A 16,395-nucleotide genomic window follows, 5' to 3' on the forward strand; every position below is an offset into this window, starting at 1 on the left:
TCTCCCATTTATGATTATAAACTGGATAAAACTTCTCTCTTTTTACTCTCGTATTCCTCTTGGGTAATCAATTGTTTGTCGAAGAGTGTTTTTAATTTTTTGAGCTTTAAGGTAATCTCATCATCTTCCTCTTCTTTGGCGGGAGCAGGTGGGACGATAGGAGCTGCTGAAACTGGAGGAACAGCAGGAATTGATCCGGTCGGTTGCTGTGCCTGAATTGGCGCCGCCGGAGTTGGCTGGCCCGATATATAGGACTGTGGCGCCGATGGAGCAGGCGCTGTAACTGCTGGCTGAACTGCTGTATTACTTTCTTGTCGCTCGATGATCACTTCCTTTGCAACTGTTGGAGCAATGACTATTTTTTCTTTTTCGGCGGCCAGTTCGGCTTTTTTATAATTTTCAAGTGCAGCTTTGATATATTGATAAAGCTTTCTCGCCTGAACTTTCGGGATATAATCTATGCTCAGATTTTCTCCTGTAAAAGGGATAACAGTCACTTTTGAACCAAATATTTCTTCCTTAAAAGCAATATCCTTGATGTCTTGCCAGCCGAAGATTTCAAAATCAGTGGCCAAGCCCAGTTTGGTAAATTCGCACATAAAAATGCGTTTATTACTAATCGTGATACTATCCGGTAAAATGGTTACAGCAGGTTTCTTTTGAACTGCGATATAATCTATTTTTTCTCCTGGAGTAAGCATATCTTGGACTTTAGTCACCAATTTTTCAATGATTTTTATGTCCTGCCCGTCCTGTGCAAATTGTTCCATGTTCATGTCAAATACTTTTTAATACCTAAAGATTGTCAAAATTTATTCCAATCCTGCTACACAAAATACAAATTCTCCTTTAATCGGATTGTTTTCAAAGTGTAATTTTAAATCAGTTAATGTTCCCCGAACATTTTCTTCATAGAGTTTGCTCAACTCACGTGATATCGACCCTTGTCTTTCTGGTCCAAAAACGGTGATAAATTCTTCTATGGTTTTGAGAATACGATGTGGCGACTCATAGAAGATCATCGTTCTTTTTTCTTCGGCCAACGCTTTTAAGCGTGTTTGTCTTCCTTTTTTTACGGGTAGAAAGCCTTCAAAGCAAAAACGGTCGTTGGGAAGCCCCGAATTGACAAGCGCGGGTACGAAAGCTGTTGCACCTGGTAGGCACTGTACTTCGAGCCCTTCTTTGATGGCCTCACGTACCAGTAAAAAACCCGGATCTGAGATCGCCGGTGTCCCTGCGTCCGAAATTAAAGCAATGTTTTGCCCTTCTTTCAGAAATTTAATGATTTCAGATACCGCTTTATGTTCATTGTGCTGATGATGCGCAAATACTTTTTTGTCGATTCCAAAATGTTTTAAAAGCGGAGCACTGGTCCTGGTATCCTCTGCTAAGATGAGGTCCACTTCTTTCAGGACATTGATCGCACGAAACGTCATGTCCTCCAGATTGCCAATAGGTGTTGGAACTAAATATAACATGGTCAAAGTTAAGTTTTTTTTACTATATAATATGCGCTAAAACATTCTGTGCTTTTTGGAGTTTTATTTTAAAGATTATGGTAAACTCCATCACTTTATTTTAAATAAATTATGCAATACATTGAAAAAATACAGGCACATCTGGGTGCTGAAGCGAGTTATTTGTTAGAATTTGATCAACCCGCAGTTTCCAAAACAATGCTTCATCTTCCACAAGCAGCATTTATTGACCAAGTATATAGTTCGAGTGACCGTAGTCCTCAGGTCTTGCGGAGTTTGGGGCAACTTTTTGGAACGGGTCGATTAGCCAATACCGGTTATCTTTCGATACTGCCTGTTGATCAGGGAATCGAACACAGTGCAGGAGCTTCTTTTGCGCCAAATCCACAGTATTTTGATCCAGAAAATATCGTCAAGCTAGCCTTGGAGGGAAATTGTAATGCCGTGGCTTCTACCTTTGGTGTTTTGGGCGCTGTTGCGCGAAAATATGCACATAAGATTCCGTTTTTGGTTAAAATAAATCATAATGAACTATTGACCTATCCTAATCGAGCCGATCAAATCTTGTACGGAACGATTCGCGAGGCCTGGAATATGGGGGCTGTTGCGGTAGGGGCAACGATTTACTTTGGGTCTGAGGAATCCGACCGTCAGATTATAGAGGTAGCAAAAGCATTTGAAGAAGCCCATTCCTTGGGGATGGCGACGGTATTATGGTGTTATCTGCGCAATTCGGCGTTTAAAGTTGGCGATACAGATTATCATTTGGCTGCGGATCTTACCGGACAGGCTAATCATTTGGGCGTAACGATCAAAGCAGATATTATTAAACAAAAACTACCCGAATTGAACGGCGGCTTTAAAGCGCTGAATATGGGTAAAAGCAGTTATGGAAAGCTGGATGAACGCATGTATACCCAGCTTTCTTCCGATCATCCTATTGATCTGTGCCGCTACCAGGTGCTTAATTGCTTTGCCGGTAGGGCAGGCTTGATCAATTCTGGCGGGGCTTCGGGGCAGAATGATATACAAGAAGCTGTAAAAACAGCGGTTATCAACAAGCGCGCAGGTGGAACAGGTTTGATCTCCGGCCGTAAGGCCTTTCAAAAACCAATGAATGAAGGTGTCGCATTATTACATGCCATTCAGGATGTTTATTTATGCGACGAAGTAAGCATAGCTTAGCAAATGCGCGACCCCTGAGTTCATCAGGTTGAGTCTCAGCATAGGGTTTGCAAGTATAAATCAAATTGTAGAGCGTATCGATTAAGCATTTAATCGATACGCTTTTTCTATGGATAAGGGTTTGTAAAGATCTATTCCATTGAAGACAGACCTTCAATGGGTTGATGAATGTTAACCGGTGCGATGGAAATAGAGTGCCGTAAAGCAGTCAAAAAGCCTTTTGAATGGTGGTTTAGGAATAAAATAGCTTGTATATAAAGGCAAATTTATCTAAGTTTGTTCACTATTTTAAATAACACATTTATATTATGTTGCAATTAAATTATATCCGTGAGAACAGGGATACGGTAATCGAAAGATTGGCTGTCAAGCATTTCAAGGAAATTGGATTGGTCGACGAAATCATCAGTTTAGATGAAGATCGCCGTAAGATCCAATCGGAATCGGACGCACTTTCGGCAGAGGCTAATGCGGCAGCAAAACAGATTGGAGATCTGATGCGCCAAGGTAAAAAAGAAGAAGCTGAAACCGTTAAATCCAAATCCTCGGGATATAAAGAGCAAGTGAAGCAACTTTTGGATCAATTGGGTACAATTGAGGCACAATTGAATGAGAAGATCGTACAATTACCTAATTTACCGCATCAATCGGTTCCAGCAGGTGTAAGTGCTGAGGACAACGAAGTTGTTTTGAGCCATGGCGAAATCCCAGCTTTGTCGGACGAGGCATTGCCGCATTGGGAATTGTTGAACAAATATGATATTGTTGATTTAGAGCTTGGCGTAAAAGTTGCCGGTGCAGGTTTTCCTATCTATAAGGGTAAAGGAGCTAAATTGCAACGCGCCTTGATCAATTTCTTTTTGGATCAGGCAGCAGAAGAAGGATATGAGGAAGTACAGGTGCCCATTTTGGTCAATGAAGATTCTGCATTTGCTACAGGACAATTGCCGGATAAAGAAGGACAAATGTACTATGTGGGTAACGACAATCTGTATTTGATCCCTACAGCTGAAGTTCCGGTCACCAACATTTATAGAGACGAGATTGTGAAGGAAGCACAATTTCCAATTAAACATTGCGCTTATACACCCTGTTTCCGTCGTGAAGCAGGTTCATACGGGGCACATGTACGCGGATTAAACCGCTTACACCAATTTGACAAAGTGGAGACGGTGCAGATTGTACATCCTGAAAAGTCCTATGAAGTGCTGGAAGAGATGAGTTTATACGTACAGGGGCTGTTGCAGAAATTGGAGCTGCCTTATCGTGTATTGCGCCTTTGTGGTGGAGATATGAGTTTCACTGCTGCATTGACCTATGATATGGAAGTATATAGCTCTGCTCAGAAACGTTGGTTGGAGGTATCTTCCGTTTCCAATTTTGAAACTTATCAAGCGAATCGTTTGAAAGTACGTTTTAAAAATGCTGACGGCAAGATGCAACTGGCACATACCTTGAACGGTTCGGCATTGGCTTTACCGCGTATCGTCGCAGCGATATTGGAGAATAACCAAACAGAAAAAGGAATTAAGGTTCCCGCGGTTTTGGTTCCGTACACCAAATTTGAGTATATCGATTAAGTTTCAATAAATAAGTCATCTTTAGACTTATTTAATAACATCATGAAAGACGCTCAGCCTGAGAAGGTAGAGCGTCTTTTTTTTTCTGAAAGTGTCTGATCTTATTGGCCAGAAAGAACCGTCAGTTTGCTTTCATTGCGTTAGTGTCTGCGAAATCATGAAGGTTTTGTTATAACTCGATTTTTAGATGTTTAGAATCATTATAAATTAACTATAATTTCCATATGAAAAAATAATAGAATGGCATGTTAATGTTTTCTTATAACATTGTTAATGTTTTGTTAATTATGGTTCGTTCCGTATAAAATTCTGTCTAAAAATTGTTTGATGACTTTTTATTCTATAATGCTTCTTTTGTAACAATTTGTAAAATTGTGAACTTATTCTTGCGGTATTTCCTGCTATCAATAGATTATGTTAAAAAACTTGTAAAAGCAACTTTGGCTTTCTATATTTGACACCGCTAATAAAAATCGCACTAACTATTATTGACTGTAAATTATTGAAGAGAAGATATTTTACAGCTGAGTATTTTTCAAAATGACCGACTCTACATCTACCTGGTCTATTTTCTATTAATATTTTCAACTGTTATTTTTAAAACAGTGTTAAACTTTTTTCGCGTTTTGCTGTTTGAGCTATATGTGCTTAAGCAATTTTGTTAATGGATATAAAAATATATCAATATATAGGATTAGAAAAATAATAAAATTAACTAACTAAAACATGAAACAAACATTACTAAGTTTTCTTGTTGGCGGTATGATCTTGACTTCGGTTGCATTCGCTCAAGAAAAAAAGATTAGTGGTCGTGTTACATCTGCTGATGGTAAAGCAATACCGGGGGTTACAGTAGTCGTACAAGGTACTAATCTAGCTACACAGACAGATACTGAGGGTAATTACACAATAAACGTGCCCACGGGAAAAGTTATCGTATTCCGTTCAGTTGGTTTCGATGAAAAAACCATTATTGTTAATAACAATAGTTCGGTGTTCAATGTCTCTTTAGCAAATCATGACAATGCATTAGAAGAAGTTGTTGTGACAGCTAATGCGATCAAAAGGGAGAAGCGCACATTGGGTTATTCGGCTCCAACATTAAACAATGAAGAGCTCCGTTCGGGACAAAATTCCAGCGCTTTAAACTCTTTGGCTGGAAAGGTAGCGGGTGTGAACATTACATCTACATCAAATGCTCCCGGGAGTTCATCTCGTGTTGTTTTGCGGGGAGGTTCTTCTATTTCTGGGAATAACCAGGCATTAATCGTAATCGACGGGGTACCAATCGATAACTCGAGCGTTATTGGTGGAGGTGGTTCACTTTCGAGCGTTGATTTTGGTAATCGTGGAAACGACATCAATCCTGATGATATTGCGTCTATGACTGTATTAAAAGGCCCAGCTGCAGCAGCATTGTACGGCTCACGCGCTTCCAATGGCGCATTGATTATTACAACTAAGTCGGGTAAAAAAGGTGGTGGAAAGACAGATATCACGTTCAATTCAACGAATACATTTTCGTCTATCCTAAAATTGCCTGATCTACAAAATGAATATGGACAGGGGTATTCTGGGTACAATAAAGCTGGAGATCTAGTTTTTGTCAATGATCCAAAAGAAAACTGGTCATGGGGAGCTCCGTTTACGGGAAAAGATCAAGAGTGGGGACAGGCTATTAATGGTGTGAGACAGGTTAAACCTTATTCGGCAGTAAAGAATAACATTCGTGATTTTTTCAACACGGGATTTGCAACGGATAATAACCTAGGTTTTTCAGGTGGAAGTGAGAAGTCGACCTTCTATTTGGGATTAAATTCATTGAATTCAAATGGTGTTTACCCTGGGAACAAAGACACTTTTAATAAATATGGTGTAAGATTTAACGGACAAACAGAGTTCTCGAATAAATTTTATGCTGGAATTTCTGCTAATTATAGCCAGATAAATTCCAATAATGTTGCCGGTGGTCAAGGGGGAGCTTCCGTATATAACAACTTGTTGCAGACTCCAAGGGATATTCCTGTTACCAGTCTTAAAGATCTGAACAATCCTTACAATTCATATGGATATATAGATGCGAATGGCTTGGCTCACAGTAATGAATATGGTTACTATGGTGCATATACAAGAAATCCATACTGGGTACTTCAAAATTACAATAACTACGATAATGTAAATCGTATCATGGGTAATTTTAATGTTGGATATAAACCATTTGAGTGGTTGGATTTTAAAGAACGCGTCGGTGTGGATCATTACACGGATCGTAGACGTTCGGAATCACCAAAGTATAGTTTTACTCCGATTGACAAGACATCAGGTAACTATTCTAAAGGAAATGACCTAATCAATAACGGAGAATATCGTATCGATGAATTTAATGTAACTGAAATTATTCATGATTTTATGGTCACAGGGACACATAAATTTAACGAGGATTTCCAAGGTTCATTGATGTTAGGTAATAATATTCGTCAGCGAAATACATCGAACTCAAGAATTGCGACAAATGAAAGTGGTGGTCTGGTTCAACCTGGATTATATAATCTTGCCAATTCAAATGGACCGTTGAATTTGATTGAGGATTCATGGGCAAAACGTCGTTTAGTTGGAGTCTACGCCGATTTAAACTTGTCATATAAAAATTTCGTGTACTTACAGGCTACTGCCCGTAACGATTGGTCATCAACATTACCTAAGAAAAATAATTCTTTCTTCTATCCAAGTGTTAGTGGTTCATTTGTGTTCTCTGAATTATTAAGTCCAGAAATTAAGAAGGTTTTATCTTACGGAAAGTTACGTGCTAACTATGCAAAAGTAGGTTCGGATACTGACCCATATCAGTTACTAACTATTTTTTCAAGGGGTGAGATAAATGGTGGATTTGGTAGCACAACATTTCCTTTCGGTAACGTTTCAGCATTTATGTCGGGAACTGATCTTGGGAACGCTAATTTGAAGCCAGAAATTACAACTTCAGCTGAGATCGGTACAGAGTTGGGCTTTTTTCAAAATCGCTTGACTGTGGATTTTTCATATTATAGCAATAATTCAAAAAATCAAATCCTAGCTATTCCAATCGCAAATTCTACAGGTTATCTATTTAATGTCGTTAATGCTGGTAAAATTAAAAATAGTGGTGTTGAATTGGCTTTAAGAGGTACTCCTATAAAAACGGAAGATTTTAGCTGGGAATTGATGGGAACATTCACTAAAAACAATAACAAAGTTGTTGAATTGATGGATGGAATAGATCAGGTAACTTTGGGTGGTTTTTCCGGAATGTCAATTGTTGCCGCAAAAGGTCATCCTTATGGTGAGTTTTATGCCGTTACAAATGCTAAAGATGCAGAAGGTAGAACGATTGTGGATAAAGAAACCGGTCTACCGATTCCAACATCAGAAGCACAATATTTAGGAAGTTACAATCCCAAATTCCAGGCTTCTTTGGGAACAACTATTAATTACAAAAATTGGTCTTTGGGTGCATTGTTTGATATGAAACACGGTGGCGTATTCTATTCGCGTACGAAAGATATTATGGCTTTCAACGGCACGTCAACGGAAACTGGTGGTGCTCGTTTTGGTCAAATCTTCCCGAATTCTGTGTACTTAGATGATAAAGGAAATAGTGTTGTAAATACGATTGCAACGTACGATAAAGTGGATTATTATCCATATTTAGAGGCAGGTATGAATGTTGTGGACGCTTCTTATGTGAAATTACGCAATCTTACTATTTCTTATAAATTTAAGAAAGAGCAATTGAAAAATACACCATTTGGCGATGTTACGGTTGGACTATTTGGAAACAACTTGTTTATCTGGACGCCGAGCGAGAACAAATATGCCGATCCAGAAGTAAATTCTTCAGGAGCTGGAAATGCACAAGGTTTCGATTATACGGCTCAACCTTCATTACGTAATTATGGTGTAAATGTGAAGGTTTCCTTCTAAATTTTAAAGAATATCAAAATGAACAAGAATATTAAAAAGTTTGTTTTTGCTGCATTATTAGGAACTGTAGCATTTACGAGTTGCAATAAATATTTGGATGTAAACGAAAATCCAAATAATCCAGAAAAAGTGGAACCGAATTTATTGCTACCTACGGTTGAAGCAGGACTAAGCCAAATAGTTGGTAATCAGCTACAGGTTTATGGTGGACTATGGGCGCAATATTGGACACAAAGCCCTTCTTCATCGCAATATCAAGTTATCGATCAATATAACCTTAAGACAACAAATACTGATCGTGTTTGGGCTACAATTTATAGAAGTACTTTAAATAATGCTGAGATAATTATTAACTCCGAAAAAGGAGTCAATAATTATACAATTGGTATGGCTTATTTATTGAAAGCATATACATTGCAGGTTGCGACAGATGCATTTGGAGATATTCCACTTAACGATGCACTGCAAGGGGCGTCAAATCTTAATCCTAAATATCAAACTCAAAAAGAAGTTTACACGGCTATCTTTGAAAATATAGATAAAGGTATTGAGTTGTTAAAAGGATCTTTGGGCACTTCTCCAGGAGAGCAGGACATGTTTTTTAACGGTGACAATGATGAGTGGATTAAATTTGCTAATACGCTAAAATTGAGAGGATATCTTCGTATTTCAAGTGTAGATGCTGCAACTGCTCAGGCAGGCATTAAAGCATTATACGCTACAAATCCTACCTTTGTTGATGGGGATGTCTCTATAGCTTTTACCACGACGGGTGGTAACCAAAATCCTTTCTACACCGAAACTGTAGGTTTGGATTATGTTCAGAATGTTGTCGCAAGTGGGACGTCTGTTCAAGCAATGAAAGGAATAAGTGATGATCGCTTATTTAAACTTTATGATAAATTGAGTGGTCAAGATACTATTGCTTACCTTCTTCAAGGTGATTTTAGAGGACAAAATACAAAGCTTGTTTCACCTCCGTCAGCGTTGACTGGTGCAAACGCAAGGTCAACCATCTCAGCTGTTGCTCCAGTTAAAATTTTCTCTAAAACAGAAAGTTTGTTTTTGCAGGCTGAAGCTGTTTCAAAAGGATGGGCTGCTGGAGATGCTAAAACATTGTATGAAGATGCCATTAGAGCATCCTTTAGTGGACTTGGCTTAAATGCTTCAACTTACCTTGCTAATTCGTCTGTAACGTTTCCTGTTGGGAAGAGTAAGGAAGAACAATTGAAGGCAATTATTACACAGAAATATTTTGCATTAAATGGTTTTCAGAATTTTGAAGCGTGGACCGAATACCGTAGAACTGGATATCCAGATTTCTTGATTCAATCTAAAGCTTCAATTATCGGAGCTGGACAAATGCCTCAGCGTTTATTGTATCCAAATAGTGAATTGACATCAAATTCAAACTATCCCGGTACAAAGATTATTACTGAACGTGTGTGGTGGGATGTTAAATAATCCATTGGACTGACTTTTTATGAGCGGCAATTTCGAAAGAAATTGCTGCTTTTTTTTGAGATATATTGTGGGAAAAGCTACATTTTCTCCTTGTTAGCGCAATTATATTTATGTAAAGATCGATTTCAGTTTTAATTATGCTTGTTTTGACAGGAGCCAATATGGAAGCTTTTTCTTCTAAAGCAAGGGGCATATCGCTTATTAGCGATACAATAGTGAATTATTTTTATAAATCAGGAAATTTAGTTAGAATAAAACTTGCGTCTCACTTTTATAAATGTATTTCCTTGATATTATTCGCGCCAACCAATTGTTAATTACTCCTAAAAGAAGCTATCATAGGATCACTATGTTAGAAAATATGCGAATATTATTAAGAAGTAACTTTTTACCGTCCCAAGCAGGTTCGGGTGAGTGATATCACTTATACCGGAGAATGAGAAAGCCCTTTTTATCTGAATTTCATTACAGACGCTATTCGAAGAAGATTGCTGGCTTTTGAGGTATGGGGAATCATATAGTACATCACATGTTTTAAAATGGTATAAAAGTAAAGAAAAACAAACCAACCATTAATCCATCATTCCGACAAAGGGATACAATATAATGTAGAGGGAATATCAATATTACGTAACCAAGTGGCACGTCAGGTGTTGTATGACGGAAAACTGTGATCCTTAACAAAATACCATCACTGAACGGGCCAACGGTATACTGAAGCAAGAGCTCATGACTCATACCTACCATTTAGATCGGCATTTGATAAAGCAGATTGCAGCAGAAGTAATCGATAGTTATAATAATGACAGACTATCACATTGGTCAAATCATATACTAACTCCAAATCAGATGCATATGTACTCAGGACTTACAAAATTAGACAGTAGTAACCTATCGGATACCACTGTCTAATTTTAAGTGTTTTTAATCACTGAAATCTGTATCTATTTTTCAGGACTGGTAAAATATTTAAAATTATCATCAATCCTAATATTGAGGATTAATTTCTTGCGAATTGTCTTGAATCTGTAGATAGCTCAATGAGCAGGAATTTTTGGACCTAGCAAGCCAAAAATCTTACTTACATTATAACTTTGCATCATTCGTTTAAGTTATTGGACCACCACCATTGGTAGGTATAACCGTAAAGTTGTAAAATATATCTTCGGACGTGCCACATGAGTTTGTTATTCTTAGCCGCATTTTGCATTGGTAGGGAATCGTTCCCTGATGACTTTTTACATGAACTATTACGGTTTTTCCAGTATTACCATTCGGAAAAGTTATCCTACTTGATCCAATGATATGCCACTCATATGTCGCTCCAGGAATATCTTTGTCAACCCCGAAAGTTGCATCTTGAATTCCTACTCCTTTAGGTGCGGTTATGTCTCCATCTCCGTATATGACAAGCGTCGGTGTTCCAACAATAATCTCTTTCTCAACAGTTTTTCCATTGGAAGTTGATTTCAACTTAACAAAACCGCTGGCCGTACCAGTTCTAGTTATTTTCCATTGGCTTTCGCTTAATTTTGATAATAGTGCAATATTGGTAGCATCTACCAATGTTACAGTACCTGGATTAATAATAGAATAATTCGCTTCATCACAAATGGAACTAGGACCGTTTATTGAAGGCAACGGAGCAGAAATTGTTATAGGATATATCTTATCATGTTTAAACCACTCTCTTCCAAATGTAACTTCTGGAGCCCAGCCAGCTTTTTCTTGATTTGGAATTCCCACAGCGGGATTAAAATAATATTTATATCGAAGCACAATAGTTGTACCTTCGAATGGTTGATAACCCGTTGTTTGTCCTCTATTTATTGTTAGTTTAAAATCCTTATAAGTTGAATTGTTATAAACAACTCCACCAACAGTAAAATCTGACCGGTTGAAACTTGGCCCATCTGCTGAAGCAATCACTTGGTCACCACTCATAACTGCGATACTAGTTTTAATATCACTGAAATAAGGCTTATACATTCCGCTTACAGTTATTCCAAATGATCCTTTTATATCAAGCGTAGTAAGTGTGTAATCAAATGGGATTACAATTTTATTGTTTAAAACTGCAGGATTAGTGACTGTAAAATTATTTGGATAAAGTGCGTTTCCTGAATCATCACCCTGTGACTTTGCTAAAAATACAAAACACATTAAAATTAAAATGGTTAAGGCTTTTTTCATTTTGCAAGATTTTTCTTTAGTTCTTTCAAATCTTCCATAAACGGTTCTATTTTATGAATGTGCTCTATGTTTTTATATCTGAATCCTAAACTGTCCTTTACAAAAGTTAGATCATCCTTAGGAAGACCAACCAAAATACTAAATAGTTTTTTGGTTTCTTCAATACTGAATCTTTCGTTTTTTAACACAAAACTGTCCTGGTCAGGCTCAGCAGCCTGCTCTTTCTTACACGCGCCAAAGCCTAGCCCTAGCAGCGCAATAAATAATAAATATCTTTTCACTTGGTAATATAATTAGCGTGTAAGATAAATAATTTTACTTTTAAGTGTGTATTGAAGGTTGCGTTCTACACAAAAGTGTAGTGCAATAATCTGTTATACTGCTTTAATATTATTATCATTAAGCTATCTCTTACGGTATCGTTTCAGATGCAATAATATTCTATGACATCTATAGTTTAATTGAAAGTTGTGGTTAATGGAATTTATTTGGTTTTTTCTGTAGTTCTCGATTAAAAATGGCTGATAATGGCGTTTTCTTGCCAGTTTTTCAAAATATAACTCCGATCAAGGAGCAAGGCATTTTTTTCTTAAAAATGAATTTTGAAAATAAGACTTTGCCGAATGACAGAAAGTCAACACTCCACTTGAAAAAATATCGAAGCCAGATTCTCGGGGCTTTTTATAAAGATATCTTCTTAGTACGCTTCAAGTACTAAGTCCAGCTAAGGTAAAAATTAAGCAAATGCAGGAGCTACGATGTCTATCATCCCTATAAGATTCCCATTTCCACAAACAACTACTTTGTATAATCCGAATGCAAAAAAATATTCCAATAGATGTAGCGGTTTGGTGGGTATGTAATCATGCAAATGCTGGTCTTGGAAGGAAGATAATCTTTCCGAACCTAGTGAAATATTTTAAGTTCTCAAGAGGATTAAACTTCTTGAGAGCTTTTTCATTTTTATGTATTTCATTGGATTTGATTGTTTTTTAACTTTTTCTTGATATTTCTGACATAAAAAGGATAGCTGAGCTAAACTCAAAAAAGGATCTTCCTAATCTGTTCCTTTTAAGTTTCTTTTTGTAAGATAAGGCTCCGCACGTTGGGAAATAATTACATTTTGTTACGTTTGTGTTTGAAAATAATATCTTAATTATCAATAGTTTGTGATGTGTTGTAAAATAAATGTTATCACAAAGTTATGCTTGCATTGCAAAAGATAAAAAAAGTTATAAATTTGTATTTAACATTTTTTAACAGCTGAAACAGCACGATTAAAAGATGTATGACTAACTAACATAGCATATAATAATTATTGAGAAGTAAAAAAATTGCTAGCCAAGCTGCTTTATTGCCAAGAATTTAAATAAACATACTTAATTAAACATAAACATATGAAACACAAACTACTCAGTTTTTTATTGGGTGGTGCTATCCTAACTTCGGTAGCATTCGCCCAAGAAAAGAAGGTTAGTGGAAGAGTGACAGGTACAAATGGCGAGGGGTTGCCAGGCGTTACTATTGTTATTCAAGGCACTAACCAAGCCACACAAACCGACGCAAACGGTAACTATTCTATTAATGTTCCTACTGGAAAAATTTTAGTCTTTCGCTCTGTAGGCTATTCAGACAAAACAATTACCGTTGCACAAGGTTCAAGTTTATATAACGTACAACTGAATGACAATGCTTCTGTTCTTGATGAAGTCGTAGTAACTGGTGCGGGTCTTCAGGCTAGTCGTCGTTCTATTGGTGTTACCCAAACAACTATTAAAGCAGATGATCTACAAAAGGCAAAACCGACAAACATCGTGACCGGCCTTACTGGAAAAGTTGCGGGTCTAACAGTACAAGGAGTTGGTAGTGGTGTAAATCCCAATTACCGCGTAGTATTGAGGGGAATGCGCTCTTTAACGGGTAATAACCAAGCCTTAATTGTTATTGATAATATCATTTCTCCTTCAGCTATGCTGGGTAATCTAAACCCTGATGATGTGGAAGATATCACCGTACTGAATGGTGCTTCTGCTGCTGCGCTTTATGGATCACAAGCATCAAATGGTGCCTTGATCATAAAAACGAAAAAAGGTGCTGCTTCCCAAGGCCTAGAAGTGACAATCGATAACACAACAACTTTTGAAAATTCGGTTTTTTTACCTAAGATGCAGAAGTTATTCGGGTCTGGTGCGGATAAATATGTTCAGATTTACACACCTTATGAAAACCAACAATATGGACCTAAATTTGACGGTTCAAATGTGTTAATTGGCGATCCGCTCCAAGATGGAAGCACGCAATATACACCATATTCTTATAGCGGTGATAAAGATAAATTCTGGGAAACCGGCGTTACTAATATGACCAACTTGTCTGTTGCATCAAAGCTCGATAAAAGCTCATTCCGTTTTTCTGGTCAGTATTTAAATTCTACAGGTACGGTTCCTGGAGATAAATACACAAGAGCTTCAGCTCGCGTAAATGGGGCTAGAGAATTAAGTGATAAGTTGAATATTTCGTATTCTTCTTACTATGCACAAAATCGATATGATCAGACATCAGCGAATTCTTCCATTTATGATGCAGTTTTGAATCAACCTGGACAAATCCCTTTATTAAGTTATAAAGACTGGAAAAATAATCCGTTTGCTGACCCTAGCGGTTATTACAATGCTTATTATAATAACCCATATTTTGTGGCTGCTAATAATCGTCAGAATATCCGTAATGACTATTTTATGGGGAACATTGACTTAAGTTTCAAACCATTACAATGGTTAGATTTTACAGGCCGTGTTGGTATGACAACTGCCAATCAGTCTTATAAATATACGACGGGTAAATATTCATTTACACCTTATGCAGCAGGGCTTCATGGTTCCTATAAGGCTAATAATATTACGGGTAATGTTACAGATGCATTTAACTATACTACAAATATAGCAACAGACTTTATTTCCCATGCGACACATACCAATGGTGATTTCAAGTTTGATTATACTTTACTCTTCCAATTTTTACAAAATCAATATTCAGGTATGAACGCCTCTGTAAGTGGCTTGGTCATTCCTGATATTTATAATCTTGGGAACTCATTGAACAATCCAAGCGCGGGTCAATCTTCATACCTCGCCCGTACATTTGGTTTATCTGGAAAAGTGGATGTTGCGTACAAAAATTATCTTTACTTGAGTCTGACTGGACGTAATGACTGGGTTTCTATTCTTGATCCAGATCATAGATCGTTCTTTTATCCAGGTGTAGCATTATCTTTTGTAGCGACTGATGCTATTGACGGATTGAAAGATTTTGAACCATTAAATTTCTTGAAGCTGATTGCTAACTGGTCAAAAGTGGGACAAGTTAACGTAGGTAGTACTTCTACATTTGGAGCTTATGCAACTGTTCCAACTTTCAGCCAAGGCTCAGGATATCCATATAATGGCGTCGGCGGTTTTACAATCGGAAATCAGATTGTTCAGCCTGGATTAAAGCCTGAAATGACTCGCTCAATTGAGTTGGGCTTTGAGTCACAATGGTGGAATAATCGGATAACTGCAAATGCAACCTATTTTAACAATAGAACAACAGATAATACCGTTCCAGCTATCATCTCATGGGCAACTGGATACAGCAATTACCTGGTCAATGCAGGTATTACAACTGGTAAGGGGATTGAATCTAAATTGACGGTTACACCGATCAGAACACAGGATTGGGATTTAACGGTAGGCGGTAACTTTACCTATATTGATAATAGAGTAGAGGCAGTAGGAGCAGGTCTAACACAATTGGCTTTGGGAACATATGGAGGAAGTACTGGATCATACGCAATTGCAGGAGAGAAGTTTCCAGTGATCATGGGTTATGGTTATAACAGAGACCCTCAAGGACGGATTATTGTAGATAAAAATACGGGGTATCCAACAAAAACAGAAAGCTTGATCAATATGGGGCCTGCAATGCCTACGCACACACTTGGGTTGAATCTTAGCTTATCTTGGAAAGACCTGACGTTCTATACGAGTGCTGAATACCGCACTGGAAATTATATCTATCATAGAGGAGCAAGCACTTTTGATTTTTCTGGATCAGGAATCAATACTGTCGGTTATGATAGAGAGCGTTTTGTTATCCCTAATTCATCTTATTGGGATGATGCAACACAATCTTATGTCGCTAACACGAATATAACAGTGTATGATGGCGGTTCAGATTATTGGACAATGGGAACCGGAAGAAGGGATATTGATGAAACTTATGTGACTTCGGCAGCTTTCTGGAAGATTCGTGAAATGTCAGTAACCTATAACATTCCTAAAAGTTGGTTAGCTGGACAAAAAGTAATTAAAAGAGCTCGAGTAAGTGCGCAAGGTCGTAACTTATTCTTATGGACTCCAGCAACGAACGTTTACACCGATCCAGAATACTCTGACGGAAATGGTTCTTCAAACGGAAATGCGATTGGTTTAACTGGTTTGAGCCAAACCCCACCATCGAGATACCTTGGATTCTCTGTTAGTTTAACTTTTTAA

Annotated in this window: 9 protein-coding genes; 5 read left to right on the top strand and 4 right to left on the bottom strand. The window is 37.5% G+C overall.

Features of this window, described 5'->3' with window-relative positions; genetic code table 11:
- Positions 1–14: 14 nt before the first annotated feature.
- A complete protein-coding gene (locus B3600_RS06745; protein WP_112373631.1) occupies positions 15–776 on the bottom strand; it encodes a PH domain-containing protein in 762 nt (253 codons plus the stop codon).
- 36 nt (positions 777–812) lie between these two features.
- The gene (gene rsmI / locus B3600_RS06750; RefSeq protein ID WP_175441977.1) at positions 813–1,478 is read right to left on the bottom strand and encodes a 16S rRNA (cytidine(1402)-2'-O)-methyltransferase; all 666 of its coding nucleotides are present in this window, start codon (positions 1,476–1,478) and stop codon (positions 813–815) included.
- Positions 1,479–1,589: 111 nt separating this feature from the next.
- Between rsmI and B3600_RS06755 the strand changes: the two genes are divergently transcribed.
- The 4 genes from B3600_RS06755 (at position 1,590) to B3600_RS06770 (ending at position 9,667) form a co-directional block, all read left to right on the top strand.
- On the top strand, positions 1,590–2,663 hold the full coding sequence (locus B3600_RS06755; protein ID WP_115049722.1) for a class I fructose-bisphosphate aldolase: 1,074 nt from the start codon (positions 1,590–1,592) through the stop codon (positions 2,661–2,663).
- Positions 2,664–2,971: 308 nt separating this feature from the next.
- On the top strand, positions 2,972–4,243 hold the full coding sequence (serS, locus tag B3600_RS06760) for a serine--tRNA ligase (protein ID WP_286752468.1): 1,272 nt from the start codon (positions 2,972–2,974) through the stop codon (positions 4,241–4,243).
- Between the two features lie 726 nt (positions 4,244–4,969).
- On the top strand, positions 4,970–8,203 hold the full coding sequence (locus tag B3600_RS06765) for a SusC/RagA family TonB-linked outer membrane protein (protein ID WP_286752469.1): 3,234 nt from the start codon (positions 4,970–4,972) through the stop codon (positions 8,201–8,203).
- 18 nt (positions 8,204–8,221) lie between these two features.
- The gene (locus B3600_RS06770; RefSeq protein WP_286752470.1) at positions 8,222–9,667 is read left to right on the top strand and encodes a SusD/RagB family nutrient-binding outer membrane lipoprotein; all 1,446 of its coding nucleotides are present in this window, start codon (positions 8,222–8,224) and stop codon (positions 9,665–9,667) included.
- Positions 9,668–10,774: 1,107 nt separating this feature from the next.
- Here the strand turns inward: B3600_RS06770 and B3600_RS06775 are convergent.
- Together B3600_RS06775 and B3600_RS06780 are read right to left on the bottom strand one after the other, a co-directional pair.
- Complete coding sequence (locus tag B3600_RS06775) at positions 10,775–11,860, bottom strand: hypothetical protein (protein ID WP_286752471.1); 1,086 nt, start codon at positions 11,858–11,860, stop codon at positions 10,775–10,777.
- The gene (locus tag B3600_RS06780; protein ID WP_286752472.1) at positions 11,857–12,141 is read right to left on the bottom strand and encodes a hypothetical protein; all 285 of its coding nucleotides are present in this window, start codon (positions 12,139–12,141) and stop codon (positions 11,857–11,859) included. The genes B3600_RS06775 and B3600_RS06780 overlap by 4 nt, the downstream gene beginning before the upstream one ends.
- 1,116 nt (positions 12,142–13,257) lie before the next feature.
- Here B3600_RS06780 and B3600_RS06785 point away from each other — a divergent pair.
- Positions 13,258–16,395, top strand: a complete 3,138-nt coding sequence (locus B3600_RS06785) for a SusC/RagA family TonB-linked outer membrane protein (RefSeq protein WP_159332775.1) — start codon at positions 13,258–13,260, stop codon at positions 16,393–16,395.

Origin of the sequence: Sphingobacterium sp. UBA2480 (assembly GCF_002341965.1) — a bacterium.
Taxonomy (GTDB): domain Bacteria; phylum Bacteroidota; class Bacteroidia; order Sphingobacteriales; family Sphingobacteriaceae; genus Sphingobacterium; species Sphingobacterium multivorum.

Coding starts and splice junctions, on each gene's coding strand:
- B3600_RS06775 (WP_286752471.1), bottom strand. CDS start 11,860: ATGAAAAAAGCCTTAACCATTTTAATTTTAATGTGTTTTGTATTTTTA.
- serS (WP_286752468.1), top strand. CDS start 2,972: ATGTTGCAATTAAATTATATCCGTGAGAACAGGGATACGGTAATCGAA.
- B3600_RS06745 (WP_112373631.1), bottom strand. CDS start 776: ATGAACATGGAACAATTTGCACAGGACGGGCAGGACATAAAAATCATT.
- B3600_RS06770 (WP_286752470.1), top strand. CDS start 8,222: ATGAACAAGAATATTAAAAAGTTTGTTTTTGCTGCATTATTAGGAACT.
- B3600_RS06755 (WP_115049722.1), top strand. CDS start 1,590: ATGCAATACATTGAAAAAATACAGGCACATCTGGGTGCTGAAGCGAGT.
- B3600_RS06765 (WP_286752469.1), top strand. CDS start 4,970: ATGAAACAAACATTACTAAGTTTTCTTGTTGGCGGTATGATCTTGACT.
- B3600_RS06785 (WP_159332775.1), top strand. CDS start 13,258: ATGAAACACAAACTACTCAGTTTTTTATTGGGTGGTGCTATCCTAACT.
- rsmI (WP_175441977.1), bottom strand. CDS start 1,478: ATGTTATATTTAGTTCCAACACCTATTGGCAATCTGGAGGACATGACG.